Annotated in this window: 18 protein-coding genes; 7 read left to right on the forward strand and 11 right to left on the reverse strand. The window is 67.3% G+C overall.

The window, feature by feature from the left end; translation table 11 throughout:
- Nucleotides 1-4 precede the first annotated feature (4 nt).
- Nucleotides 5-1,417: a sulfatase family protein gene (locus ACO227_RS08135; RefSeq protein ID WP_423606751.1), complete on the reverse strand. Its 1,413-nt coding sequence runs from the start codon at nucleotides 1,415-1,417 to the stop codon at nucleotides 5-7.
- 77 nt (nucleotides 1,418-1,494) lie between these two features.
- On the reverse strand, nucleotides 1,495-3,903 hold the full coding sequence (locus ACO227_RS08140) for a TonB-dependent receptor (RefSeq protein WP_423606752.1): 2,409 nt from the start codon (nucleotides 3,901-3,903) through the stop codon (nucleotides 1,495-1,497).
- 147 nt (nucleotides 3,904-4,050) lie between these two features.
- Here ACO227_RS08140 and ACO227_RS08145 point away from each other — a divergent pair, with 147 nt between their 5' ends.
- The 3 genes from ACO227_RS08145 (at nucleotide 4,051) to pgmB (ending at nucleotide 8,048) form a co-directional block, all read left to right on the forward strand.
- Nucleotides 4,051-5,079: a LacI family DNA-binding transcriptional regulator gene (locus ACO227_RS08145; protein ID WP_423606754.1), complete on the forward strand. Its 1,029-nt coding sequence runs from the start codon at nucleotides 4,051-4,053 to the stop codon at nucleotides 5,077-5,079.
- Between the two features lie 96 nt (nucleotides 5,080-5,175).
- Entirely contained in the window at nucleotides 5,176-7,395 is a 2,220-nt protein-coding gene (locus tag ACO227_RS08150) for a glycoside hydrolase family 65 protein (RefSeq protein WP_423606756.1), read from the forward strand.
- Nucleotides 7,392-8,048 (forward strand): beta-phosphoglucomutase, encoded by a 657-nt coding sequence (pgmB, locus tag ACO227_RS08155; RefSeq protein ID WP_423606758.1) that lies wholly within the window; start codon nucleotides 7,392-7,394, stop codon nucleotides 8,046-8,048. Before ACO227_RS08150 ends, pgmB begins: the two co-directional genes overlap by 4 nt.
- On the opposite strand, the gene ACO227_RS08160 is transcribed toward pgmB, so the two are convergent.
- Nucleotides 8,045-9,286 carry an MFS transporter gene (locus ACO227_RS08160; protein ID WP_423606759.1) on the reverse strand — a complete coding sequence of 414 codons (1,242 nt, stop codon included), beginning with the start codon at nucleotides 9,284-9,286 and terminating at the stop codon, nucleotides 8,045-8,047. The two genes, pgmB and ACO227_RS08160, sit on opposite strands and share 4 nt — an antisense overlap.
- 239 nt (nucleotides 9,287-9,525) lie before the next feature.
- Here ACO227_RS08160 and ACO227_RS08165 point away from each other — a divergent pair, with 239 nt between their 5' ends.
- Nucleotides 9,526-12,465 carry a TonB-dependent receptor gene (locus tag ACO227_RS08165; protein WP_423606760.1) on the forward strand — a complete coding sequence of 980 codons (2,940 nt, stop codon included), beginning with the start codon at nucleotides 9,526-9,528 and terminating at the stop codon, nucleotides 12,463-12,465.
- Between the two features lie 100 nt (nucleotides 12,466-12,565).
- Nucleotides 12,566-13,933 (forward strand): glycoside hydrolase family 28 protein, encoded by a 1,368-nt coding sequence (locus tag ACO227_RS08170; protein ID WP_423606762.1) that lies wholly within the window; start codon nucleotides 12,566-12,568, stop codon nucleotides 13,931-13,933.
- Between the two features lie 265 nt (nucleotides 13,934-14,198).
- Here ACO227_RS08170 and uxaC read toward each other — a convergent pair whose 3' ends face one another.
- Genes uxaC through ACO227_RS08200 form a run of 6 tightly spaced genes read right to left on the reverse strand, consistent with a single transcriptional unit; the run spans nucleotide 14,199 to nucleotide 19,888 of the window.
- The gene (gene uxaC / locus ACO227_RS08175) at nucleotides 14,199-15,623 is read right to left on the reverse strand and encodes a glucuronate isomerase (RefSeq protein WP_423606764.1); all 1,425 of its coding nucleotides are present in this window, start codon (nucleotides 15,621-15,623) and stop codon (nucleotides 14,199-14,201) included.
- Between the two features lie 6 nt (nucleotides 15,624-15,629).
- Complete coding sequence (locus ACO227_RS08180; protein ID WP_423606765.1) at nucleotides 15,630-16,400, reverse strand: SDR family NAD(P)-dependent oxidoreductase; 771 nt, start codon at nucleotides 16,398-16,400, stop codon at nucleotides 15,630-15,632.
- Nucleotides 16,390-17,610 carry a UxaA family hydrolase gene (locus ACO227_RS08185; protein ID WP_423606766.1) on the reverse strand — a complete coding sequence of 407 codons (1,221 nt, stop codon included), beginning with the start codon at nucleotides 17,608-17,610 and terminating at the stop codon, nucleotides 16,390-16,392. The genes ACO227_RS08180 and ACO227_RS08185 overlap by 11 nt, the downstream gene beginning before the upstream one ends.
- A complete protein-coding gene (locus ACO227_RS08190) occupies nucleotides 17,603-17,917 on the reverse strand; it encodes a UxaA family hydrolase (RefSeq protein ID WP_423606767.1) in 315 nt (104 codons plus the stop codon). Before ACO227_RS08190 ends, ACO227_RS08185 begins: the two co-directional genes overlap by 8 nt.
- 7 nt (nucleotides 17,918-17,924) lie before the next feature.
- Entirely contained in the window at nucleotides 17,925-18,578 is a 654-nt protein-coding gene (locus ACO227_RS08195) for an RraA family protein (RefSeq protein ID WP_423606768.1), read from the reverse strand.
- Entirely contained in the window at nucleotides 18,578-19,888 is a 1,311-nt protein-coding gene (locus tag ACO227_RS08200; protein ID WP_423606769.1) for an MFS transporter, read from the reverse strand. Before ACO227_RS08200 ends, ACO227_RS08195 begins: the two co-directional genes overlap by 1 nt.
- Nucleotides 19,889-20,051: 163 nt before the next feature.
- Here ACO227_RS08200 and ACO227_RS08205 point away from each other — a divergent pair, with 163 nt between their 5' ends.
- Nucleotides 20,052-20,792 carry a FadR/GntR family transcriptional regulator gene (locus ACO227_RS08205; RefSeq protein ID WP_423606770.1) on the forward strand — a complete coding sequence of 247 codons (741 nt, stop codon included), beginning with the start codon at nucleotides 20,052-20,054 and terminating at the stop codon, nucleotides 20,790-20,792.
- Between the two features lie 67 nt (nucleotides 20,793-20,859).
- The gene (locus tag ACO227_RS08210) at nucleotides 20,860-21,984 is read left to right on the forward strand and encodes an enolase C-terminal domain-like protein (RefSeq protein WP_423606771.1); all 1,125 of its coding nucleotides are present in this window, start codon (nucleotides 20,860-20,862) and stop codon (nucleotides 21,982-21,984) included.
- A gap of 651 nt (nucleotides 21,985-22,635) precedes the next feature.
- On the opposite strand, the gene ACO227_RS08215 is transcribed toward ACO227_RS08210, so the two are convergent.
- Both ACO227_RS08215 and ACO227_RS08220 read right to left on the reverse strand, forming a co-directional pair.
- The gene (locus ACO227_RS08215; protein WP_423606773.1) at nucleotides 22,636-24,240 is read right to left on the reverse strand and encodes a DUF5060 domain-containing protein; all 1,605 of its coding nucleotides are present in this window, start codon (nucleotides 24,238-24,240) and stop codon (nucleotides 22,636-22,638) included.
- Entirely contained in the window at nucleotides 24,237-25,484 is a 1,248-nt protein-coding gene (locus ACO227_RS08220; protein WP_423606774.1) for an MFS transporter, read from the reverse strand. The genes ACO227_RS08215 and ACO227_RS08220 overlap by 4 nt, the downstream gene beginning before the upstream one ends.
- Between the last annotated feature and the right edge of the window lie 37 nt (nucleotides 25,485-25,521).

Genomic DNA, 25,521 nt, shown 5'->3' on the forward strand with positions numbered 1-25,521 from the left:
ACTCTTATTTGTGGCCCAGATGCGAATAGGGATCGGTCTGCCCGGCAAGCCACGGGTCGCGCGTCGCCTTGCGCATCGCCAGCAACCGTACGCGAAGTGTGTCGCGTACCGCCGCATAGGCGGGATCGGCGGCCAGGTTGATCACCTCGTCGGGATCGCGCGACAGGTCGTACAGCTCTTCCGCCGGGCGTCTGAGATAGGCCGCCTGGCTGCGCTTGCCGAGACGGATCGCCGGATCGGCGCTGATCGCCTTCCAGCTCGGCGAGCCCGCGACGTCGCCCGCGATCGGATAGTCGAGCGGATGAGCGAGGTTGAGGATATAGCTGTGCGTCCGCGTGCGTACCGCGCGCATCGGGTAATATTGATTGATCTCGTGGAACTCGTGGCTGGCGAACACCGCATCGCGCGCAGGATCCTCCGCCTTGCCGAGGATCGGCAGCAGCGATTTGCCCGGCAGCTGATAATCGGGCGGCGCCACGCCCGCCCATTCGAGGACGGTCGGCGCGATGTCGATCCAGCTCACCATCGCATCGTTGACCGCCGCGCCGCTGCCCGGCGCGCGGATGATCAGCGGGAGGTGCAGGCCCGGCGCGTAGAGGTTGGTCTTGGCGCCGGGGAAGGGCCGGCCATTGTCGCTGAGGAAGATCACCAGCGTGTCGTCGGCGCGCCCGCTCTCGCCGAGCAGGTCGAGCAGCATGCCGACCCCGCTGTCGAGCCGGCTCAGTGATTCATGATATTCGGCGAGGTCCTGCCGCACCTCGGGCAGGTCGGGCAGGTGCGCGGGAATCCGCACCTTCGCCGGATCGTAGCGGACCGGCTTCACCCCCGGCCAGGGCCGGTCGTTGCCGTAATCGGTCGCAGCGCGGTGCGGGTCGCTATACGCTACCGTGACGAAGAACGGCCGGTCGTCGGTCGAGCGGATGAAGCTCGCCGCCGCGGTCGCCATCTCGCGCACGTCGCGGATGCCCGAACGCTCGGGCACCAGCTCGGCCTCGAACGGAAAGGCCGCGTCGGGTCCGATATGCTTCTTGCCGACCAGCGCCACCGCATGGCCGGCGCGGCGCAGCAGCGACGGCAGCGTCGCGATCCCGTCGAGCAGCGACTGGTGGTGCACGTCGTGCTGCAGCCCGTACATGCCGTTCTGGTGGCCGTAGAGCCCGCTATGGATCACCGCGCGGCTCGGGCTGCACGAGGAGACTGCGGCATAGGCGTGGGTGAAGCGCGTGCCCTCGCGCGCCAGCCGGTCGAGGCGCGGCGTCGCCACCGGCACGCCATAGCAGCCGAGGTCGAGCCCCTGGTCGTCGGAGATGAGCAGCAATATATTGCGCTGCCGCTTGCCGGTCTGCGCAGCCCGCGTCGCACCGGCCGAGACCGCCGCTGCCCCCGCCATCCCCTTGAGCAGCGTGCGGCGGTGCATGGCTGGTCTCCGGCGGAGAAGAAAGGGTCCCGGACCGGCAGGGGAAGGGGGCCTGGCCGATCCGGGAGAGGAGGGGTTTAGAACTTCAGCGCGGCGCTGAAGCGGAACGAGCGGCCGAGGATCGGGCGCGCCAGGATCGCACCCGATCCCTGCCCGCCGATGATGCGCGGATTGCCTTCGGTCAGGCCGATCTCGTCGGTCAGGTTGTTGCCCGTCACCGCCAGCGTCACATGCTCGCCGACATCGACCGTGATGCCCGCGTCGAGCTGGTAGAAATTGGGCAGCACCTGCGCGTTCTCGGGATCCGAGAAGCGGTCGCCGGTATATTGCAGCGTCGCGAACACCGCCGGTCTCACCCCGCCCAGATCGACCTCATAGGCAGGGGTCACGCGCCACGCCCAGCGCGGCTGGCGCTGCACCTGGTTGCCGGTGTTGTCGACCGTCCCGCCGGTGAAGAAGTCCTCGTAGGTCGCGTCGAGCCAGGTGCCGCCGGCGGTGATGCTGAAGCCGCGGAACGGCCGCACCGAGCCTTCGATCTCGACGCCGGTGGTCTTGGCGCCGCCGACCTCGGGGATCGGCACGTTGTTGACGAGGCGCGACGACGCCAGCCCGTCGAACTTGTTGTGGAACAGCGTGGCATAGAGGTTGACCAGCGGCGTCGAGATCTTGAGGCCGCCCTCATAGGTGTCGACCTCGGCGATCTGGGTCAGCCCCTCGCGCAGATTGTCGAACTGCGGGAAGCTGTTGCCGCGGCTGTAGCGCGCGAACACGCCGATCTGGCTGGTGATGTCGTAATTGACGCCGACGGTCCACGACCAGGCCGAGTCGGCATAATGGAGCTGCCGCGGGCCGCCGAGCACGGTGACCGAATTGTCGTAAAGCGTGTTGGGATTGCCATCGAGGTTGACATTGCCGCCCTCGGCCGCGCCACGCGGGGTGCGCAGCGTCGCGTCGACGACATGGCGCTGCCAGCGCACGCCGCCGTCGATGCGCAGCTCGGGCGTGATCTGGAACTCGTCGACCGCGTAGAAGGCGTAGTCACGGCCCTGGTAGAAGGCGTCGACCTGGAAGCCGGGGCCGCTGGTGAAGCCGTTGAGCGTCGCGGTGCGCCCGCCGTTCAGCGTCATGTTGAGCAGCCGCGCATTGGGCTCGGCGGTGAGCAGCACCTGGTTACCCAGCACCCATTTGTCGCGCGAGCTATAGTCGGCGAAGTAGAAGCCGCCGGTGAACTTGTTGTTGCCCGCGGTCCATTCGAACGCCGAATCGGAGACGAAGGAGGAGATCTTCTTGCGCACTTCCCAGATGCCGGCGCGCATCACCTGCGCACTGGCGCCGCCGCCCACGGCTTGCCCGCCATTGACATAGGTGAGGCTGGAGATGGTCGATCCGGCGCCGCCCAGCGCCACCGCCACGTCAGCGGCGGAGCGCGGCGGGCCCTCGGGGACCATGCCGATCGTGTCGGCATTGCCGCCGAGATAGCTCAAGCGCTCGCGCAGGCGCAGGCCATCGGCGACTTCATAGTCGAACGCGATGCCGGTGTTGATGACGTCGGCGCCGCGGCCCTGGGCGAGGTCGATCGTGCGGCCGACGATGTTGGTCGTCACGCGCGTCTCGCGCCCGGGCAGCGTGCCGGTGCCGGCATCGAAGCCCGGATAGGCCGAGATCTCGCCATTGTTCGAGATCACCGGGATCGGCAGCAGCCACTGGCCGCGGTCGTTGAGGTAGCGCGCATAGATCTCGACCGAGCCGCGATCGTCGAACTCGTGGCGGATGTTGGCGGTGATCTGTCCGCCCTTCTCGGCGCGGAACTGCGGGTCGCGCACGCCGTTGCCCTGGGCGTAATAGCCGCCGACCATGAATCCGGTATTCTCGCCGAGCGGGCCCGAGACCCAGGCGTCGCCGCGGATCTCGCCGTAATCGGTGTAGCTGACCTTGCCGAACGCCTCGAAATTGCTGCCGCCGGTGCGCGGCACGACGTTGACCGTGAGGCCCGGCTGGCCGTTCGAGAAGAGCGAGCCGGTGCCGCCGCGTACCGCTTCGACGCGCTTCACCGTCTCGTCGAGGCGGATCAGCTGCGAGTTCTCGAGGAACGAGAGCGTCGCGGGCGGGAAGATCGGCACGCCACCGAGCTGGAAGGTGACGAACTGCGCGTCGCCGCCCGACGGGTAGCCGCGCACGAAGATGTTGGCGCCGTTCTGTCCGCCCGAGCTCTCGGCCATCACGCCCGGCACGCTGCGCAGGATGTCGGCGGTGCTGGTCGGCGCGGCGCGGTCGAGCGCTTCTTCGCTCAGCGTCGTCACCGCGAATGCCGCATCCTGGCGGCGCGTGCCGCCGCCGGCGGTGCCGACCACGACGATCTCTTCGGTCGTCTCGGCCTCGTCCTGCGGCGCGGCGGCCGGATCGGCGGCCTGGGTCTGAGCCTGGGCTGCGGTGGCGATCAGCGCCAGCGGCGCGGCCCCGAGCATGAACATTGCACTGCGAAGCATAAATCCTCCCCATCGAGCGTGCGAGCGGCACATTTGCCTTCCGAGGACCAATGCTATGCAGAACTGAAATGGTTTTCAAGAGGTCGTTTCACGACCGGCGCCACACGCGGCTTGCGGCGCATGCGCCAGCGCCCTACCACAGCGGCGATGGGCAGGGAGCCGAGGAGCAAGCGCGGGGGCGCATCGCGGCTGACGATGCAGGACATCGCGCGCCTGGCGAACGTCTCGACCCCGACCGTGTCGCGCGTGCTCAACGGCAGCCCGCTGGTGACCGAGGAGACGCGCGAGCGCGTGCTCGAGGTGGCGCGCACCCATGGCTATGCCGTCAACCGCAACGCGCAGAAATTGCGCCATGCGCGCACCAACACCGTCGCGGTGGTGCTCGATTTCGGCTCGCACCGCCACGGCGCGATCGGGGATCCCTTCATCTTCGAGCTGCTCGCCGGCGTGTCCGAGGCGCTGTCGATCCGTAATCAGGACCTGCTGCTGTCGCCCCCCGGCCTCGACGATGCGCGGGCCTTCCGCGATTTCTTCCAGGCGCGCGGCGCCGATGGCTTCATCGTGCTCGGCCAGGGTACGCGCGACGCGATGCTGCGCAGCCTCGCGCGCGAGAATCTGCCTTTGGTGGTGTGGGGCGCGGTGGCGCCCGACGCCGGCTATTGCGCGGTGGGCAGCGACAATCTCGCGGGCGGCAAGCTCGCCGCGCAGCATTTCCTCGCGCAGGGCCGCAAGCGCTGGCTGTTCCTCGGCGACACGCGGCATGAGGAGTTGCGCTTGCGCTACGAGGGGCTGAAGCTCGGCGCCGCGGACCATCCCGACGTCACGATCGAGCTGCTCTCGATCCCGTCGATGGCGTTCACCGCGACGAGCGACGCGGTCACCGCCTATCTCGCGCAGGGTGGCCAGCCCGACGCGGTATTCGCCTTCTCCGACACCGCGGCGATGGCCGCGATCGGATCGTTCCGCGCGTGCGGGCTGACGGCGCCACGCGATTTTTCGCTGGTCGGCTACAACAATATCCCACCGACCGCGCATTTCAGTCCGGCGATCACCACGATCGACCAGAAGACCGACGTCGCCGGCGCGCTGCTGGTCGAGAAGCTGATGCAGAGCATCGACGGCGGGCGTCCGCAATCGGTGATGCTGCCCACGCGAATGGTGGTGCGCGAGACCTGACGCTCGGATCGGGCATTCGGCGTGATCGCGCATCTGCTCTTGAAATCGATATCAAAGGTCCGTTATCCCAGGCGCGAACTGGAGAGGAGCTGGCCGTTGGGGGCCCATCGCAGCCATCGGGGCGAAGCCCTGCAATTCGGGACTGACGGCTGGACCGTCGCGATCGCCGGCGACGATGCGACGTGCGAGGGTTGGGCGGCGACGATTCTCGCCTTGTCCAACGGCGCGCTCGGCGTGCGCGGTGCGATCGAGGAACGTGCCCGGGCAACGACCTTCCTCGCCCAGGCCTATGAGACAACGCCGATCCATTATCACGAGCGGCTCAGCGGCTTTGCCGAGCAGTCGGATACGCGCGTGCCGGTCGCCGAGCCGCTCGGCCTGCGCGTGTTCGTCGACGGCGCCGAGGTCGATTTCGCCGCGGCGCGGATCGCGGAGACGCTGCGCTCGCTCGACCTGCGCAGCGGGCGGCTGACCCGCCGCACGCGCTGGATCCTCGCCGATGGCCGGACGCTCGAAATCGTCGCCGAACGGCTCGTCCCGATCGACGGCAGCCCCGTGCTGCTGCGCCGCCTGTACGCCACGGTGGCCGGAAAACGAGTCGCGCTCGAACCCCATCTTGCCCCCGCGCCGCGGCCCGAGGTCCAGTCCGACGATCCGCGGATCGGCGTCAATCTCGGCACTGGCGGCTTCGTCACCGAACAGGCGGACGACACGCAAGTGATCGAGCGGCTGCCGGGCAGCGGCACCGGCGTCGCCGCCGTGCAGCGCATGCGCGCCGACGGAGAGGCGAGCTTCGTCGTCACCGGTTTCGCGGTGGGCAAGGCCGAGTCCGGCGCGCTCGCGGCGCAGGCGGCACAGCTTGCCGAGGCGCATCTCGCCGCCGGCTTCGATGCCGCGCTCGAAGCGCAATGTGCCGCCTTCGCCGCCTTCTGGGACCGCGCCGACGTCGCGATCGACGGCGACGCGCGCACCACCGCGACGCTCCGTCTCAACCTCTACCACCTGTTCTGCTCGGCCGGGCGCGACGGCGTCTCGACCGCCGCGGCCAAGGGCCTCACCGGCGAAGGCTATGAGGGCCATTATTTCTGGGACACCGAGGCGTTCATGCTCCCGGTGCTGGCCGTGCTAGCGCCCGACGTCGCGCGCGCGATGCTCGTCTATCGCTACCGCACGCTCGGCGCGGCCAAGGCCAATGCCCGCGCGCTCAACCATGAAACCGGGGCGCTCTACGCCTGGCGCACGATCGGCGGGCGCGAATGCTCGGCGCACTATCCCAGCGGCTCGGCTCAGTACCATATCAACGCCGCCATCGCCTTCGCGATCGGCCTCTATGCCGATGCCACCGGCGACGAAGCCTTCCTCGCCGAGATGGGCGCCGAGATGCTGGTCGAGACCGCGCGGCTGTGGCTGTCGCTCGGCGACTGGCGCGACGGCGGATTCCATCTCCATGGGGTAACCGGACCCGACGAATATACCACGCTGATCGACGACAATTGGTACACCAATCGCATGGCGCAGAAGCATTTGCGGCTGGCGTGCGACGTGGCCGGCCGGGTCGCCGCCAGCGCGCCCGGCAGCTGGGCGGAACTCGCTGCCAGGATCGATCTGGACGAGGACGAGCTCACCGGTTTCGCGGCCGCGGCGGACGCGATGCATTTGCCCTTCGACGACGCCCTCGGCATCGACGCGCAGGATGCGAGCTTCCTCGGCAAGCCGCGCTGGGACGTCGCCGCCACGCCGCGCGAGCGCTTCCCGCTGCTGCTCCACTATCACCCGATGACGCTCTATCGGCACCAGGTGTGCAAGCAGGCCGACCTGATCCTCGGCATGGTGCTGGGCGGCGAGGACGTGCCGCTCGACCGCAAGCGCCGCGCCTTCGACTATTACGAGCCGATCACCACGCATGATTCGACGCTGTCGGCCTCGACCTTCGCGATCCTCGCGAGCGAGGTCGGCTATCCCGAGCAGGCGTCGCGCTTCTTTCGCGCGACCAGCTTCGTAGATGTCGAGGACCAGCACGGCAACACCAGCCACGGCGTGCACATGGCCTCGCTCGCCGGATCGTGGCTCGCCTTGGTGTGGGGGTTCGCGGGCTTCCGTCCGGCAGACGGCAGCTTCGCTTTCCGCCCGACCCTGCCCGATAGCTGGCAGGGCTACCATTTTGGCCTCAGCTGGCGCGGCAGCGAGCTGCGCGTCGCGGTCGACCGCGACGGCGCGCGCTATCGCGTCGTGTCGGGTGAGCCGCTCGCCTTCCGCCACGGAAACGCCGAGGTCCGCATCGCCGCGGGCGAGAGTTGGACCGGGCCGCTCGCATGAGCGTCTTCCCCCGCCCGCTCGACGCGGTCGCCTTCGACCTCGACGGCGTGCTGACCGACACCGCACGCGCGCATTACCGTGCGTGGAAGCGGCTCGCCGACAGCCTCGCCATCCCGTTCGACGAGGCTGCCAACGAAGCGCTCAAGGGCGTCGACCGGATGGGCAGCCTCGCGCTGATCCTCGGCGACCGCCCCGGCTATGATGATGCGGCGCGCGCGGAGCTCGCCGCGCGCAAGAACGACTGGTATCTCGACGAGATCGCGCATTTCGGCCCCGGCGACTTGTTCCCCGGCGCGCGCGAGGCGATCGAGGAATGCCGTGCGGCGGGACTCAAGCTCGCGCTCGCCTCGGCCAGCCGCAACGCGCCCCTCCTCCTCGCGCGGATGGAGATCGACACACTGTTCGATGTCGTGGTCGACCCCGCCTCGGTCGCGGCAGGCAAGCCCGCGCCCGATATCTTCCTCGCCGCCGCGGCAGCAGTCGGCGCCGCGCCCGAGCGCACGCTCGGGGTCGAGGATTCGCAGGCCGGGATCGTCGCGATCCATGCCGCGGGGATGCCCGCGCTCGGCGTCGGCGTGCGCGCCGCGCTGCCCGACGCCGACCATGTCATTCCGGCGATCGCCGGCTTCCGCCTGTCCGACTATCTCGCCTAGGCGGGCGGCGCCGCCATGGTCCGCCGCGTGATCCGGTCGAGCTGCCACAGCGCGATCCCAATCAGCACGATCGGTACCAGCACGAGGTAGAAGGCGGTCTGACCCGAGAAGCGGTCGAACACGATCCCCGTGATCATCGACCCGATCGTCCCGCCGAGCGCCGAGAAGATCACCATCAACCCGACCATCGCCGCGTGCCGCACCTGCGGTAGCGCGCTCAGCACCACCGACGACACGATCGGGTAGATCGGCGCCATGAACACCCCGATCAGCGGGAAGATGTAAGCGGCGAGCGGCGCGCTGAACCAGGTCACGTCGGGCCGCAAGGTCAGCCCGCGTGTGGTGGGCAAGGTCAGCAGCACCAGCGCCGCCATCGCCGCGAGGCAGATCAGCAGCAACCTGAGCCAGCCGAGCTTCGCCACCAGCCAGCTCGCGCTCACCCGGCCCAGCGCCAGGGCGGCGATGAAGATGCTCGACGCCTGCACGCTCATCGCGCTCGGCAGGTGCAGCACCTGGTTGTTGAAGGTCGGCAGCCAGGTGCCGATGCTCTGCTCGACCAGCACATAGAGAAAGATCGCGGCGAGGAAGGCGATGGTCGAGGGCAGGATCGCGAGCGCGAGCATGTCGCGCCGGCTCGCCGCGGGGGCGCCGTCGGCGGCGACGTTGCGGCGCTCGTCGAGCGGGGCGAGCCACCACAGCAGCGCCGATCCCCCGGCAAGCGCGGCGATCACGTGATAGACGTCGAGCCAGTCCTCGCCCGTGCGGTCGCGGCCGATGAACCAGCCGAACATCCAGATGCCGGCGAGGATGCCGACCATGAACACCCCCTCGACCAGGCTGGTGAGCCCGGCATGGCGCTCACGCTCTGGGCGCAGCAGCCCGATCGAGGCATAGGTCGCGACCTTGGCGATGCCGAAGCACAGGCCGGTGAGCACGAAGAACAATTGCGTCGCGATGAAGCTGTTGGCGACCGGCATCAGCAGGGCCCCCGCCGCGATCGCCAGCATCACCCCGATCTGCGCACGGCGGAAGCCGAAGCGCGGCAGCGACACCGCGAACAGGAACGAGGCGACGACCACCGACAGGTCCTTGCACGCCTCGAGCGTCGCGGCCTGCGGCTTGGACACGCCGTAATGCGCGATCGACTGGAGGATCACCGTGCCGACGCTGTTCATCAGCAGGCCGAGCACCGCATAGCTGGTGACGAGTGCAACGATCGCCAGCGCCGGTCGCGCCATAACCCCTCCCATCTGTTCTCGGGGGCGCAGCCTAATGCGATGAAAGATGAAATGGAATGCTTTTCATTGCGCGATTGGCCGCCTTTCCCGCAGGCGCCGATCCCGGTCGCTCGCCAGCCAGGGCCGGGACATATTAAGTATGTCGTCATACCAACGGAGGATACTTGTCAGACAGCTTATTCTGTCTTACAGGTTTGCGCGCAAACCCGAAGAAATCGGGAGTGGGAGGAGTTCTGAAGATGGCACAACATGTGTTTGCGCGCGCCACGGTTTCGGTGACCGCGCTGGCAATGGGTCTCGGATTCGCCCCTGCCGCCGCTGCTCAGACCGCAGCCGGCGGCCAGGACGAGACGGCCGAAACCGCCCCCGCCGATCAGGGCGCTGAAGATATCATCGTCACCGGCTTCCGCGGATCGCTCGAGAAGTCGCTCGCGACCAAGCGCAACGAGACTGGCGTCGTCGATTCGATCTCGGCCGAGGACATCGGCAAGTTCCCCGACTCGAACCTGGCTGAATCGATGCAGCGGCTGCCGGGCGTGGCGCTCGCCCGCGGCGATGGTGGCGAGGGCAAGACGATCTCGGTCCGCGGCCTCGGCGCGCAGTTCACGCGCGTCCGTCTCAACGGCATGCAGGGGTCGAGCTCGACCAACTCGTCGGACATCCGCGCCGGCTTCAACTCCTCGCGCTCGTTCGACTTCAGCGTGTTCGCGTCCGAGCTGTTCAGCGAACTGACCGTGCGCAAGACCTATTCGGCCGACGTCGATGAGGGCTCGCTCGGCGCGACGGTCGATCTGCAGACGCCGCGGCCGCTGTCCTATGCCCAGGATTTCACCCTCGCCGCGAGCGCACAGGGCACCTATGACGATCTGCGCGGACGCGTCAGCCCGCGCGTCACCGGCCTCGTTTCCAAGAAGTTCCTCGACGGCACCTTCGGCATCGCGGCGTCGATCGCCTATACCAAGCGCTATACGCGAGAGGAGGCGTGGTCGGCGGTCGAGGTGTATCGCGGCACCCAGCAGGGCGGTTTCTGCTCCCCCGTCGGTTATCCGACGCAGAATCCGGCCAGCAACGTCCCGCTCGGCACCGACGCGCTCAACTGCGCGACCGGGCTGCCGCGCCTGCCTGGCACCGCCGATAACATCGCCAACTATGAGACCGCCCGGAACGCCTTCATCTATCGTAGCCCGCGGTGGCTGCGATCGGACCAGGATTATTCGCGGCTTGGCGCCACGGTCACAATCGAGGCTGAACCCGCGGAGGGTACGCATTTCTCACTCGACGGCCTGTACAGCTGGTATGATGTGACGCGGCGCGATTATAGCTTTGCCGCCAACTCGTTCGCGCGCGGCCTGAACAACCACGGCCAGCCGATCACGACGGTCACCGACATCGAGGTCGATTCGCTGGGCAGCACGCTGTACGGCCAGTTCAACAACATCGATATCTCGAACGATATCGCCCTGCGCAAATACACCACCACCTTCCGCCAGATCAACGCGACCTTCTCGCAGGAACTGGGGAAGCTGACGATCGACGCCTATGCCGGCCTGTCGCTCTCCACGATGCACAACCCCGTGTCGACGCAGATCAGCTTCTTCGCCAACGACGTCCAGAATTTCTCCTATGATTTCCGCGGCGGCGGCAGCATCCCGGTGATCAACTGGGGCTTCGACACCACCAACGCCGCCAATTACCTGTTCGCGCCGAACGTCGTGGTGCAGACCTCCCCGACCACCAGCGTGACGATCTTCCGCAACCTGCTGAACAAGGGCGACAACAAGGAGGATACCGAGAATCTGACCGCCGAGCTCAACGCGACCTACGCGCTGTTCGACGGCTTCAAGGTTCGCGCCGGCGTCCAGTATCGCGAAGGAAACTACAAGCGATACACGCGTAGCCGTGCCGGCAACGTGACCACGGGATCGCTGCCGGTTGGTACCGCGATGAGCTCGGTGATGACGCTGATCGACGACTTCGGAAAATCGATGCCGGGCAACGTCGGCGGGTCCTGGCTGGCGCCGGACTATGACGCGATCGACAAGCTCATCAACTTCACCAACGATGACAGCGGGACCTATGCCCTGGCACCGATCCCGGTCCGCGACACGCTGAGCGAGAAGGTCACGGGCGCATATGGGATGGTCGAGTTCGATACCGATGTGGGCGTGCGTCTGCGCGGCAACATCGGCGTGCGCTACGTCCATACCAACCAGAGCGGGATGGGCAGCATCGCCGGCGTCTCACGCACCCTGACTCGCGAATATGACGACTGGCTGCCCTCGGCGACGATCACCGCGGACCTTACCGACAAGCTGATCCTGCGTTTTGCCGCGGCGAAGGTGATGGCGCGGCCGGAACTCAACCATATTCTGCCTGCAGGCGTGAACATCGCGCTCAACACGCGCACCATCTCGGGCCCGAACTTCTACCTCGACCCGATCCGCGCCAAGACGGTCGACGTCAGTCTCGAATATTATTTCGGGCGGCGCGGGCTGATCGCCGTGGGCGGTTTCTACAAGGATATCGACAGCTACATCCAGGCGCTGTCCGAATCGATGCCCTACAGCCAGACCGGGCTGCCACTGTCGCTGATCGAGGGATCGGGCAACACGGCAGCGACCGAATTCACGGTCAGCAGCCGGCAGAATACGCCGGGCGGTCCGCTCAAGGGCGTCGAGGTCAATGTCCAGACCGGCTTCGACTTCCTGGGCGACACGTTCCGCAACTTCGGCATGCTGGCGAACTACACCTTCGTCGACTCGCAGATCACCTATTGCCGGACGTCCGGCGCAGCCTGCACGGGTGCCAACACCCTGGTCCGCGACCTGGTGAACCTGTCCAAGCACACCTTGAGCGGGACGCTCTATTATGAAGATGACAAGTTCAGCATCCGCGGCACCGCGACCTATCGCGACAAATATCTGCTGACCGTGCCGACCTCGCGCATCGGTACGGACGCGCAGGGCAATTTCGTCAACGATGTGCAGGGCGCGAACTCGACGGTGTTCGTCGATCTGGCCGCGTCCTATCAGATCACGCCGCAGATCCAGCTGCGCCTCGAAGCGCAGAACATCACCAACGAAGCGCTCGAATTCTACTACGACTCGGTCCGCCAGGACCCCTATTACACGGCGTACACCGGGCGGAAGTTCTCCGCCGGCGTCGCCTTCAAATTCTAGACCGGCACGTTCTGGGCAAGCGCGCGAGCGCCAAAAGGGGGCGCCCGGTTCGCTGATCGAGCCGGGCGTTCCTGATTTAAACGACTGAGGAAAGGACGACATGACCACACGCCGCAGCCTTCTGGTCCGGGCGCCCGCCGCGGCGATGCTCGCGTTGCCCGCGGTCCCGGCGTTCGCCCGCCGGCGCACCATCGACATTCGCAGCCACGGTGCCGTCGGCGACGGCAGGACGATCAATACCAAGGCGATCCAGCAGGCGATCGACGCCTGCGCCAGGGAAGGCGGCGGGATGATCGCGGTCCCGGCGGGCGTGTTCGTCAGCGGGTCGATCTGGCTCAAGCCTGGCGTCGGGCTCGAGCTGCGCAAGGGCGCCGTGCTGCGCGGCTCGCCCAAGCTCTCCGATTATCCGCTGGTGCTGCGCCGCTTCGTCGAGGCGTTTCCGGAGGCGCTGCGCCTGGGCCTGATCAACGCGCAGCACAATCATGGCCTGCGCATCCTGGGCCCCGGCACGATCGATGGCGGCGGCGATCCCTTCTGGCGGATGTTCTTCAATGCGCCCGAGGAGAGCGTGAAGGGCGTCAAGGTCCAGTACCATTTCCCCCAGCTCTGCTCGATCGAGGATTGCGACGACGTGCTGGTCAGCGGCGTGACCTTCAAGGATCCCGCCTTCTGGAATCTGCACATGTACCGCTGCCGCCGCTCGGTGGTGGAGGATTGCCGGTTCGAGGTGCCGCACAAGATCCGCGCGCCGAGCTCGGATGCGATCGACCTCGACAGCTGCCAGGACATCGTCGTGCGCCGCTGCCATTTCTCGGTCGACGACGACTGCATCGCACTCAAGGGCACGCAGGGGCCAGGCGCGGCGGACTACAAGGAAGCGCCTCCGGTCGAGCGCATCCACATCCATGACTGCGTGTTCGAGCATGGCCTGGGCTGCGTCACCTATGGCAGCAATGCGACGATCGTGCGCGACGTGCGCGTCGAGCGGATCACCAATCTCGGCGACATCCCGACGATCCGCTTCAAGGTACGTCCCGACACGCCGGGGCAGGTCTATGAGAAGCTGCGCGTCAAGGGCGTGCGCCTCGCCGAGGCGCCGACGCCCTATGGCACCGACTGGCACAATCGCGAAGTCTTCTACGGTTACGGCAAGCCCAATTTCGGCGCCGACGATCCCGCGGTCGGGCTGATCGTCAACGCCCGGCTGGTGCACGGCACCAAGGTCGAGCCGCGCATGCCCGGCTCGATCATCCGCGACGTGGTGATCGAGGACGTGACCGGCACCACGCGCCGGTTCGGCAACATCTCGGGCAACCCGACCACGGCGATCTCGGACTTCCTGCTCAAGGACATCGACGTGCGGCTGACCGACCCGGGCGAGCGCCAGAAGCTGATCGCGCGGAACACCCGCAATATCCGGATGGAGAATGTCCGCGTGAACGGTCAGCCGGGCGAGATCGTGACCTAGCCTCGCCGGCTAATCCTAATCGTCACCCCGGCCTCGTGCTGGGTCCACTTCGCCGTACGCAGTGCCGTTGAACCTCAAGCACATCGCTCGCCGCCCGGTGGACCCCGGCACAAGGCCGGGTGACGATGGCGCGGGCTTGCAATGTTGGAATTGAGTCGCGAGCCTCGCCCGGCTCTTTCTCATCGTCAGCTCGGGCCGAACCACACGCTCCCGCGCGCACGCGTGGCAGTGTGACTCTTGTGACTTTCCGGTATCGCGATACCCGTCAGAGCCGATAGGCCTGCCGCACCAGATTATACGCCAGGTCCTGCGCCACCGCGAACGCCTCGTCCTGCTCCAGCCGGTGCTCGGCGACGAGGCGGGCGAGGAACGAGCAGTCCACCCGCCGGCTCATGTCGTGCCGGGAGGGGATCGACAGGAAGGCGCGCGTGTCGTCGTTGAAGCCGACCGTGTTGTAGAAGCCGCCGGTCTCGGTCACCTGCTCGCGGAAGCGGCGCATCCCCTCGGGGCTGTCGTGGAACCACCAGGCCGGCCCGATCCGCAGCGCCGGGTAATGGCCCGCCAGCGGCGCGATCTCCCGCGCGTAGTTGCTCTCGTCGAGCGTGAACAGGATGATCGTGAGGTCGCGCTCATTGCCATAGGCGTTGAGCAAGGGCTTGAGCGCATTGACGTATTCGGTCCGGGACGGCCAGTCGTCGCCCTTGGCCTCGCCGAACACGTTGGTCACCGCCGGGTTCTGGCTGCGCAGCGCACCCGGATGGATCTGCATGACCAGTCCGTCGTCCAGGCTCATCCGCGCCATCTCGGTCAGCATCTGGCCGCGGAAGCGTTCGGCGTCCTGAGCGTCGCCCTCGCCGCGGACGATGCGGCCGAACAGCGAAGCCGCCGCTTCCTGCGGCAGATTCTCGGTATGCGCGGTCGGGTGGCCATGGTCGGTCGAGGTGCAGCCGCCATGCTCGATGAAGTAGCGTCGCCGGTTGCGCAGCGCGGCGAGATAGCCGTCCCACGTCGTCACGTCCTCGCCGGTGATCCGCCCCAGCTCGGGCAGTGCCTCGCGGAAGCGCGGATGCTCCGGATCGGTGACGTTGTCGGGGCGGAAGGCGGTGACGACGCGGCCGCTCCATCCGCTTGCCGCGATCGCGCGGTGGTGGCGCAGGTCGTCGAGCGGATCCTCGGTGGTCGCGAGCAGCTCGATCCCGAACCGCTCGAACAGCGCGCGCGGGCGGAATTCCTCGGTCTTCAGCTTGGCGTCGATCTGGTCGTAGATGCGATCGGCATTGGCGGGCGACAGCCGCTCGGTGATGCCGAGGATCGCGTGGAACGCGTGGTCGAGCCACATCCGGCTCGGCGTACCGCGCAGCAGGTGGAAATTCTCGGCGAAGCGGTGCCAGATCTTCCGGGGATCGCTCTCGGTCCAGCCGCCGTCGATCCGCGGCACGCCCAGCTCCTCGAGCGGCACGCCCTGCGAGTAGAGCATGCGGAAGATGTAATGGTCGGGGATGATGAACAGCGCCGCCGGGTTGGCGAAGGGCTCGTCGCTCGCGAACCAGGACGGGTCGGTATGGCCGTGCGGGCTGACGATCGGCAGGTCCTTGACCGAAGCGTACAGCTCCCGCGCGATGGCGCGGGTCTCGGGGTCGGCGGGGAACAGGCGGTCGGGGTGCAGCGACAGCGGCATCGTATCGATCATCGTGAATCAGAACCCCTGGGAAGCGCCACCGTCGACGGGCAGCAGGACGCCGGTGACGAAGCGCGCGGCGGGCGAACAGAGATAGACCGCGGCCAGCCCGATATCCTCGGCTTCGCCGAAGCGTCCCATCGGGGTGCGCTGAAGGATGCGGTTCGAGCGCGCCGGATCGCCGTCCAGCGCTTTCCGCAGCATCGGCGATTCGATCCAGCCCGGCGCGATCGCATTGACCCGCACGCCCTGGCTCGAAACCTCGGTCGCCAGCGCTCGGACCATGCCGACATAGGCCGATTTGGCGGCCGAATAGGCGATCACCTGCGGCATGCCGAGCAGCGAGGTCATCGACGCGGTGAACAGGATGCTGCCGTGTTTCGCGTCGAGCATCGCCGGCAGCACCAGCCGCGTCAGATTGTGCGCGGCGAGGACATGCGTGTCGAGCATGCCGGCGAAATCCTCGACGCTGGTATCGACCGCCAGCTTCTTGAAATTGTGCCCGGCATTGTTGGCGAGGATGGTGATTTCGCCCATCTTGTCCCGCACCCGCTCGAGCATCGCCGGCATCGTGTCGAACGCGGTGACGTCGGCCGCCTCCCAATAGGCGCCCTCGCCCAGCTCCGCCGCGGCGGCCTCGATCATGTCGGGACGCCGTCCGACCAGCACGACCTTGGCGCCGGCTGCGTGCATCGCCCTCGCCATGCCGAGGCCAAGGCCGCTGCCGCCGCCGGTGATCAGCGCGACTTCGCCGTCGAGGCGGAACGCCTGGGCCGGATCAAGCGGCACTGCGGCATCCCCGATCGAGATCCGGCGTGTCCTGGTGCTTGTACATCACGAAATACTCCCGATGCCCGAGCGCTTCGGGCTTGCTTGGTTGGCCGCTCGCGACATCGGCGACCATCGCACCGAGCTCGTCCGCGCATTGGTCGAGGCTGAGCTCGCCCGCCAGCACGCGGCCCGCGTCGAAGTCCATGTCCTCCTCCATCCGGGCATAGGTGCGGCTGTTGCCGGTGACCTTGACCAGCGGCGCGATCGGCGATCCGATCACGCTGCCGCGGCCGGTGACGAACAGCACGATCTGGCTGCCGCCCGAGATCAGGTCCATGATCCCCTCGGTGTCGTTGGGGTTGGTGTAGCCGAACTGCATGAAATGCGGGTCGGGAATCGAATCCATCACCCATAGGCCCGGCCAGGGCGGGGTCTCGCCGACCTTGATCACGCCCTGGATCGGGCGCGATCCGCTCTTGGCGAAGGCGCCCATGCTCTTCTCTTCGATCGTCGTCAGCCCGCCCGCGAAATTGCCCGGCGACACCGAATATTGCCGCACCTCGCGGCAATAACGTTCGGCCTTGGCATAGGCTGCGGCGAGTTCGATGCGGGCACGATCGTCGGCGGCGCGGGCGACGATGATGTCCTCGAGCCCGATCATCTCGACGATCTCCTCGACGATCGCCGAGCCGCCGGCATCGACCACGCGGTCGAACAGCCGCCCCACCGCGGGGTTGCCGACGAGGCCGCTGGTGCCGTCGGAACCGCCGCATTCGGCGCCGAGCGTCAGGTCGGCAAAGCCCATCGGCACGCGCGGCGTCTCGCGCCGGATGCGGTCACGCAGCTCGCGGACGATCGCCTTGCCCTTGTCGGTCGAGGAACGCGTGCCGCCAACGTCCTGGATGAAGAAGGACGCGGCCGGGCGCCCGCTCTTCTCCACCGCCTCGGCGATCTTCGCCGGCTGGGTATATTCGCAGCCGAGCCCGACCGAGAGCACCGCGCCGACATTGGGATGCCGCGCGAGGCTGAGCACCAGCCGGATCGCGTACTGGTTGTCGTAGCAGCCAGGGAAGCCGATGACCTGTACGTCCTCCTCGCCCGCGGCGATGGCGTGCGCGACGTGCGCGGCGCACTGCACGGTGTAGATGACGAGGACAAGGTTGCGGATGCCCTTGCGCCCATCGGGGCGGAGCCAGCCGGTCCACTGGCGATCGAACGTCTCAATCATAGGCCATATCCTTGGCCGCGCCGGTGACGACGTCGAAGCCGCCCGAGCGCTCGTCGAAGCGGCTGGCGCAATTATGGAGATGCACCCAGTCGCCCTTGCGGATCGCGACGGCGGCATGGCCGATCGGGATGCCGAACTTCACCACCGCCTCGCCAGCGGCGATGTCGGCCACCGCCATCTTGTGCCCGAGCGCGATCGCCTCGTTGAGCGCGACCTCGCCTTCGCCGATGACGGTCACGCTGTCCGTGCCGTCACCGAGCAAGGTCGCGACGTTGTCGCCGGGGTGGATGCGGAACGCGGTGGTCATTTCCAGCTCACAGGATTCCGTATTTGGCGAAGGCCCGGGTGCTCGACATGCCCGCCTCGATCTCCTTGCGCACCAGCTTCTCGCCGCGCACCTTCTCCAGCGCGCGTTCGATCACTTCGGCCTCATGCGCACGGGGAATGACGACGACCCCGTCGAGGTCGCCGAACACCAGGTCGCCCGGCTGCACGGTAACCGGCCCGACCTCGATCGGGCAGCGATAATCGACCACCTGCGTGCGCACGCCTGAATCCTGCGCGAAACGGCCGCGGCTGAACACCGGCCAGTGCTGCGACAGGATCTGCGGCGTGTCGCGGTGAAAGCCGTTGACCACCGCGCCATTGGCGCCGCGGGCGCGGGCGGTGGCCGTCAGGATCTCGCCCCAATAGGCACAGCGCATCTCGCCCCCGCTGGCGAGGTAGATGTCGCCCGGCTGAAGCTGGTCGAGCGCCTCGGTCAACTTGCCGAAGGGTTGTGCCTGTGGGCCATAGACGTCGATCATCAGCACCGGCATCGCGCGGCCGATCAGCTTCATCTCGGTGAGCATGGGCTGGATCGGCTGCGGCAGGAACTGGTGGACGCAGCCCAGCGTGTCGAGGATGTCGCCGACGGCGGGGGTGTACAGCTCGGCACGAAACAGCTCGAAGATTTCGTTGTCGGTCATCATGGCTCCGGGGTGGATGCGGTTGCGGCGCGCGGTCGGCGCAGGATCAGCGCCATCGCCAGCACGGCGAGCGGGTAGGCGAGCGCGGCGGCGAGGAAGAGGAGAGCGTAATTCTCGCCGGTGGCGTCGAGGATGCGGCCGACCGCCATTGCGACGAACATGCCCATGATTCCCGCCGCGAAACCGCCGATGCCGATCACCGAACTGACCCCGCGCGAGGGTACGGTGTCCGAGGCGAGCGTGTAGAGATTGGCCGACATGCCCTGGTGCCCGGCCGCCGCAAGTGCGATCAGCATCACCGCGGGCCACAGGCTCGAGACGCCGGCGATGAACGCGACCGGGATCGGGCACAGCGCCATCAGCAGCATCGTCGCGAGCCGCGCCGGCACCGGGCGCATGCCGCCCCTGATCATCCGCGACGACAGCCAGCCGCCGGCGATGCTGCCGATGTCCGCGATCAGGTAGATCGCCACCAGCGGCCCGATCGAGCCCATCATGTCGATGCCGAAGCGGTCGTGCAGGAAGCCGGGGACCCAGTTCAGGTAGAACCACCACACCGGGCTGGTCATCAGCATGCCGACGACATAGGCCCAGGTCCCGCGATAGCGCAGCAGCGACAGCCACTTGACCGGCTCGGCGGGGGCGTCGTCGCCTTGCCTGATATAGGCGAGCTCCTCGGCGGAGAGGCGCTGCTGGCGCTCGGGGAGCTCGTAGAAACGCAGCCACAGCACCAGCCAGATCAGGCCCAGGCCGCCCGCGATCAGGAAGGCGGCGCGCCAGCCGACCAGCGCGACGATGAAGGGCAGCGAGAGCGGGGTGACGATCGCGCCGATGTTGCTGCCCGCGTTGAAGATGCCGGTGGCGAAGGCGCGCTCCTGCGGCGGGAACCACTCACGCACCGCCTTGATCGAGGCGGGGAAGTTGCCGCCTTCGGTGAGGCCGAGCGCGCCGCGCGCGATCTTGAAGCCGAGCACGCTCGACATGAGACCATGCACCGCGGCGGCGAGGCTCCAGCCGAACACCGCGATGCCGAGCCCGGCGCGCACGCCGATCCGGTCCATCAGCCGCCCGCCGAGCAGATAGCCGAACGCGTACATCAGCGAGAAGGCGGCGATGATGTCGCCATAGGCGGTCTCGGACCAGCCGAACTCGGCGTCCAGCGTCGGCTTCAAGAGCCCGAAGATCTGGCGGTCGACATAGCAGATGGTGGTCGAGGCAAAGAGCAGCGCGCAGACGATCCAGCGGTAGCGGCCCCGCGGCGGTGCGGACGCGGCACGCGCTTCGGCCGATTCGGCGATGGTGGTCGTCATCCGCATCCTCAACGGCGCGCCCTGGCGGCGGCTCGATCGCATAAATCCTGTATGACAGGTTACTAGCGGTTTGCATGGCGAAGGCAAGCATGATTCTGCTAAGGCATCGTCGCGGCAGCGCGGCGGATGCGCGACCAAGGCGCGGGACGACAGGGGAATCGGATTGGGAACGAAGGTGGACGAAGCGGCGGGCGGTACGAAGACGAGCGGCCTCGTCGACCACGTCATCGACTATATCTACCGCCATGTCGCCGACGAGCGGCTGCGTCCGGGCGCGCGTCTGCCGAGCGAGACCACGATCAGCGTGACGCTGGGGGTGAGCCGCCCGGTGGTGCGCGAGGCGATGCGCACGCTCGCCGCGACGGGCCTGGTCGAGATGGCGGTGGGCAAGCGCGCGACGATCGTCCCGGTCGACGGCGAGATGCTGTCGCGCGTGATCGGCAACGCGTTGCTGACGGGCCAGGCCGACACCCGCAACATCCTCGAGATGCGGCGCGGGATCGAGATCACGATGGTCGCGCTCGCCGCCGAGCGCCGCAGCGAAGCCGACGCCGCCGAGCTGCAGAAGATCGTGCGCGAGATGGCGACCAAGCTCGGCAACGCCAAGCGCTATGCCGAGCTCGACCTGCAGCTTCATGCACGGCTGGCGCGGGCGACCGGCAATCCGCTCTACACGCTGCTGATCGACGCCTTCCGCCAGCTCATCGCCGCATCGATGCTCGAGGGGATCGAGCGCTGGTCGGCGAGCCCCGAGCTCAAGCGCGTGCAGGACCTTCACGAGAATATCGTCGCGGCGGTGGTGGCGCGCGATCCGGGCGCGGCGGCGGGTGCCATGGCGCAGCATTTCGACGATGCGCTGATCAAGATCCTGGCGCCGATCGTCGCGGGCGAAGCCGCGGCTTGAGCTTGCCAGTCGCACCACTGCCGCCTATCCTGTAAGACAGCTTTGGATTGCAAGGAGAGGCGCCGCGATGCGCATCGAGAAGTTCGAGACCTGGATGTGCAAGCGGCCCAAGGGGCTGTTCGACGAAGAGCGCGAGGGCGCGGCGCCGATGCCCTGGGCCTATGGCGTCGGGCGCATCACCACTTCGGACGGGATCGAGGGGATCGCGACCTTCTGGGCGGCGCGCTCGGCGGCGGTGACCGACGCCTATCTCAGCGACGTGATCGCGCCGGTGATCATGGGGCGCTCGATCCATGATCGCGAGCGCATCTGGCAGGATTTCTGGAACATCGACCGGCACGGCGCCTTCTTCCCGGTGTTCCTGCCGGGCCCGATCGACGTGGCATTGTGGGACGCGGCGGCGCGCACCGCCGGGCTGCCGCTGCACCAGTATCTGGGCAGCTACCGCACCAGCCTCCCGGTCTATGCCTCAAGCCTGTGGCTGCCCGACATCGACGCCTATGTGCGCGAGGCGCTCGCCTACAAGGAGCGCGGGTTCAAGGCGTACAAGGTGCATCCCTGCGGCCCGAGCGCGCTCGACATGGCGATCCACCAGGCGGTGCGCGACGCGGTCGGGCCCGAGATGGTGCTGATGACCGACCCGGTCGCCGAATATTCGCTGCACGAGGCGATCAAGGTCGCGCGGCACCTCGAGCAACTGGACTATTATTGGTTCGAGGAGCCGTTCCGCGATTACGAGCTCGACAAATATGCCAAGCTCGCGGCCGCGGTCGATATTCCGATCGTCGGCACCGAGACGACGCGCGGCGGTCCCTGGGGCGTGGCGCAGGCGATCAAGGCCGACGCGCTCGACATGGTCCGCGCCGACGTGTCGTGGAAGGGCGGCATCACCGGCACGCTCAAGGTCTGCCACCTCGCCGAAGCGCACGGCATGAACTGCGAGCTGCACACCACGACGATGGGGCCGATGGACGTGGCCAACATCCATGTCGCCTGCGCGGTGCGCAATTCGGAATATTTCGAGCTGTTCGTGCCCGAGGACACCTTCCAGCTCCCGATGAAGCAGAGCCTGCGCGACCTGATGGACGCCGAGGGCAACATCCACGCGCCCGAGGGGCCGGGGCTGGGGATCGACATCGACTGGGATCTGGTCGAGGACAATTGCACGTCGAAGCGGGTGTTCGTGGCGTAGGGCGGACCGCTCGGATCGATCCTAGCTACCTTCTTCCCCTTGCAATGTTGGAATTCGCCTGCTGCACTTGTGCCGCCGGGCCCCCCTGCCGGAGCCCATGTCCCGGCCGCTCTTTGAACCGTGGATCACCCGCCGCGCGAACCTGTTGAGTCTGTCAACTTCGTCAACTCCGCACGAATGCGCGATAGTGTAAAGTCAGTGTAAAGTTCCAGCCCGCGAAAGCCTCGATCGCATTCCCTGACGCCGCCGCCGGACCCAAAATGCCATATGCGATTGCCCTGTCCCTCAAGGGGAGGGGAGGAGGCACGAACCTCACCTATTGATCACTTACGCAAAAAAGCGGCTGCGGCGAGGGTTCGCCGCAGCCGCAGGTCTAGCCACCCCGAGAGGGGGTCTCGTGAAACCTCAGACCTTAGGGTCCAAACCCGATCAGGACGCGGACATGACAGAGGCGAAAAAGCTTCCCGGCGAGGCGGTCGCGAAGGCAGGTAGCGGTGTCTACCTGTCGAGCGGCCAACGAAGTCCGAGAGGCTTTTTCGCCCTGCCCCTTCGGGGTGGCGGTCTGCAGGCCCGTGGCTGCGTCGTAGCGGCTAGACGGGCCAACCGGCCCGCCTTCGCCCCCGCTCCTATCCACGAACCTGCAGACCGCCATCATGCTCCGCGTCCCGATGGGGTTTGGACCCTAACCAGCCGGATCGCGATATAGGGCTTACCCGGCAGCGCGATTGTCGGCCGCGCCGGATCGTGCACGTCGTAATCGTCCTTCTGCTGCATGCGGAACACGCCTTCGACCGGCGTGATCGTCATGTTCCAGGTGTCGATGATGTCGATGCGGAAGGCGTTCTTGGGATCGCCGCGGCGGCCGGGCAGCACGACCTTCCACTCGGCCGGCGCCTGCGTCCCGAAATATTTGAGATAATATTCGTGCGGCTTGCCGCCGAGGTGATAGTTCCACCACGGCTGGATCGGGTCGATGCCGGGCGTGGGGCCTTCCTCCATGATCTTGCGCAGGAAGGCGAGGCGCGGCGCGCTGATGCCCTTGAGCACGCCGCCCTGACCAAGCCACGAATAATCGGGGTTCTGCTTGGGGTCGTAGGTTTCGCTGTGGCCGACATAGGTGCCGCCGATCAGGCCCCACCAGAAGCGCTCGACCATCCCCTGGCCGTCGAGATTGCCCCAGCGCTTGTCCGAATTGCCCTCGTACACGACCTCGTCGAACACCACGGGCTTCAGCGTCATCGCGCGGTGCAGCTCGGCGCGCAGGTCGTCGAGCACTGCCGCGCCGTTCTGCACGCTGGCATGGGTGATCCACGGCTTGCGATGGTCGTAATAGGTGTTGATCTGGTGGATCGAGCGCAGCCGGTCGTGCGGATCGGCGGCGACCAGGACCTGGAAGAGATGGTCCCAGTCGTCCATCGTCTTCGTCTTCACCGCGTCATACTCGTTGGCCATCGACCACCAGACATTGCGGTACGCGCTCCAGCGCGCGGCGGCGTAGCGGATGTAGCGCTCGTCGTCGGCGCGCTTCATGTCGTTGTAGCCGCGCTTCTCGTCATAGGGGTGGAAGAGGATGACGTCGGCCTCGATGCCGAGCGCGCCGAGGCGCTGGATGCGATCCTCGTAGCGGCGGAAATAATCCGGGTCGAAGCGCGTCGCGTCCCAGTCGCGCGGACCCTTGCCGGTGCGCGCGAACGGGTTGGTCGCGACCGACTCCACGTTGGGGAAGACCAGCATCCGCATCTTGTTGAACGGCGCGGTCCCGAGCGTCTCCAGCGTCTGCGCACACTTGGCGTCGGACTGGAGCGCCCAGCTGTAGCAGGTCGTGCCGATCTGGCGGAACGGCGTGCCGTCGGCATAAGCGAAGTGATAGCCGTCCTCGGTCACACGGATCGGGCCATGATTGCCGGCGGCGGGCGCGACGCATTCGAAGCGGCCGCGCTTGTGCGCCATCTCGCTCGCGCTGCTCTCGGTTTCCCAGCTCCACACGCCGAGTTCGGGCGGGCTGAAGCGGATGCGGTAGGTGCCGTTGCCGTCGTAGAAGCCCGGCACGCGGATCGTCTTGCCCGCGCCCTTGAACACCGCGGCGATGGTGACATCGACGAACGGGTTGCCGGTCGCGGGCCCTTCGAACGCCAGCTCGTGCACGCCCCAGCGTTCGGTATGCACCGGACCATCGCCCTGCGCGAGGGCTGGGGCGGCGGTGGCGCCGGCGGCGATCAGGCCGGTCTTCAGCATCTGGCGCCGCGATACGCTCATGCCGCGCGCTCCGCCTCGAGCTGCTCGAGCGACTTGCCCTCGTTGCGCGGCGCCCAGACGAAGCCGATCACGCCGCTGATCGCGAGGAAGCCGACCAGGATCCAGGCGAGGGTGGTGAAGCCGGTCGCGGTGAGCCACGGCACGAAGAAGCTGAACACGCCGAGCGCGATGCGCACGATCGCGAACATCACCCCCTGTGCGGTGGCGCGCAGCGCGGTCGGGAACATCTCCGAGCTCCACAGCTGGAAGAAGCTCTGCGCGCCGAAGCCGCCGCCGACCGACATCAGGAAGACGTGGATGATCGCGATCGGCAGGGTGAGCGGGAACAGCGCGAGCAGCGCCATGCCGATGACCTGCGTGATCGCCGAGATGCCGAACAGCAGCCGCTGGTTCACCTTGTCGGCGAGCTTCATGAAGATGAAGAAGATCGAGGCCATGCCGAGCAGGAACGACAGCGCCTGGATCGCCACCGACATCGCCTGGCTCTGGTCGCCGACGGTGCGCAGGATGTACGGGAAGAAGAAGCCGTTCGTGCCGGCCCACAGGTTCCAGAACAGGTACATGCCGGCGAGGAACGCCATCGATCCGATGTGCTGGCGGGTGAACAGGTCCTGCCAGCGGCCGCGCTTCTCGGTCTCCCCGCTCGCCTGCGCTTCGACCCAGCGCTGCGATTCATGCATGCGCGAGCGCAGGAAGGTGAGCGCGATGGCGAGGATCGCGAGATGCGCGAAGACGATGCGCGCGCCGAGCATGCCGAGCGGCTCGAGCAGGAGAAACAGCAGCAGCACGACGACCGGGCCGAGATACCACAGCACCTGCGCGACGCCGCTATGCTTGCCGCGCTTGTCATCGGGCGCCATCTCGGCGATCAGCGACCAGGAGGCGGGGATGTCGGCGCCGACCGCAAGGCCGACGAGGAAGAAGCCGATCACCACCATCCACGCGTTCATCGCGAAGACCAGCCACAGCATGCCGAACGCGTAGAACAGCATGTCGTACTGGTAGATCTTCTTGCGGCCGAACAGGTCGCACAACCGCCCGCCGATCAGCGCGCCGATGCCGGCGGCGATCGCGTTGGGGCCGAACGCACCGATCATCCCGACCAGGTCGGTGCTGAGATGATAGGCCTCGACCCACAGCGCCAGCGCGGCGGCGCCGGCGACGATCGAGCCTGCATCGATGTAATTGGCGAGTCCGGCGAGGATGGTGTTCTTCCAGTCCTCCCGGTCGGCTGCGGTGGTCATGTCCGTCTCTCCCGGATTGGTGTGGCTTGGCCGTTAT

The organism is Sphingomonas sp. MS122, assembly GCF_049532975.1.
Taxonomy (GTDB): Bacteria; Pseudomonadota; Alphaproteobacteria; order Sphingomonadales; family Sphingomonadaceae; genus Sphingomonas.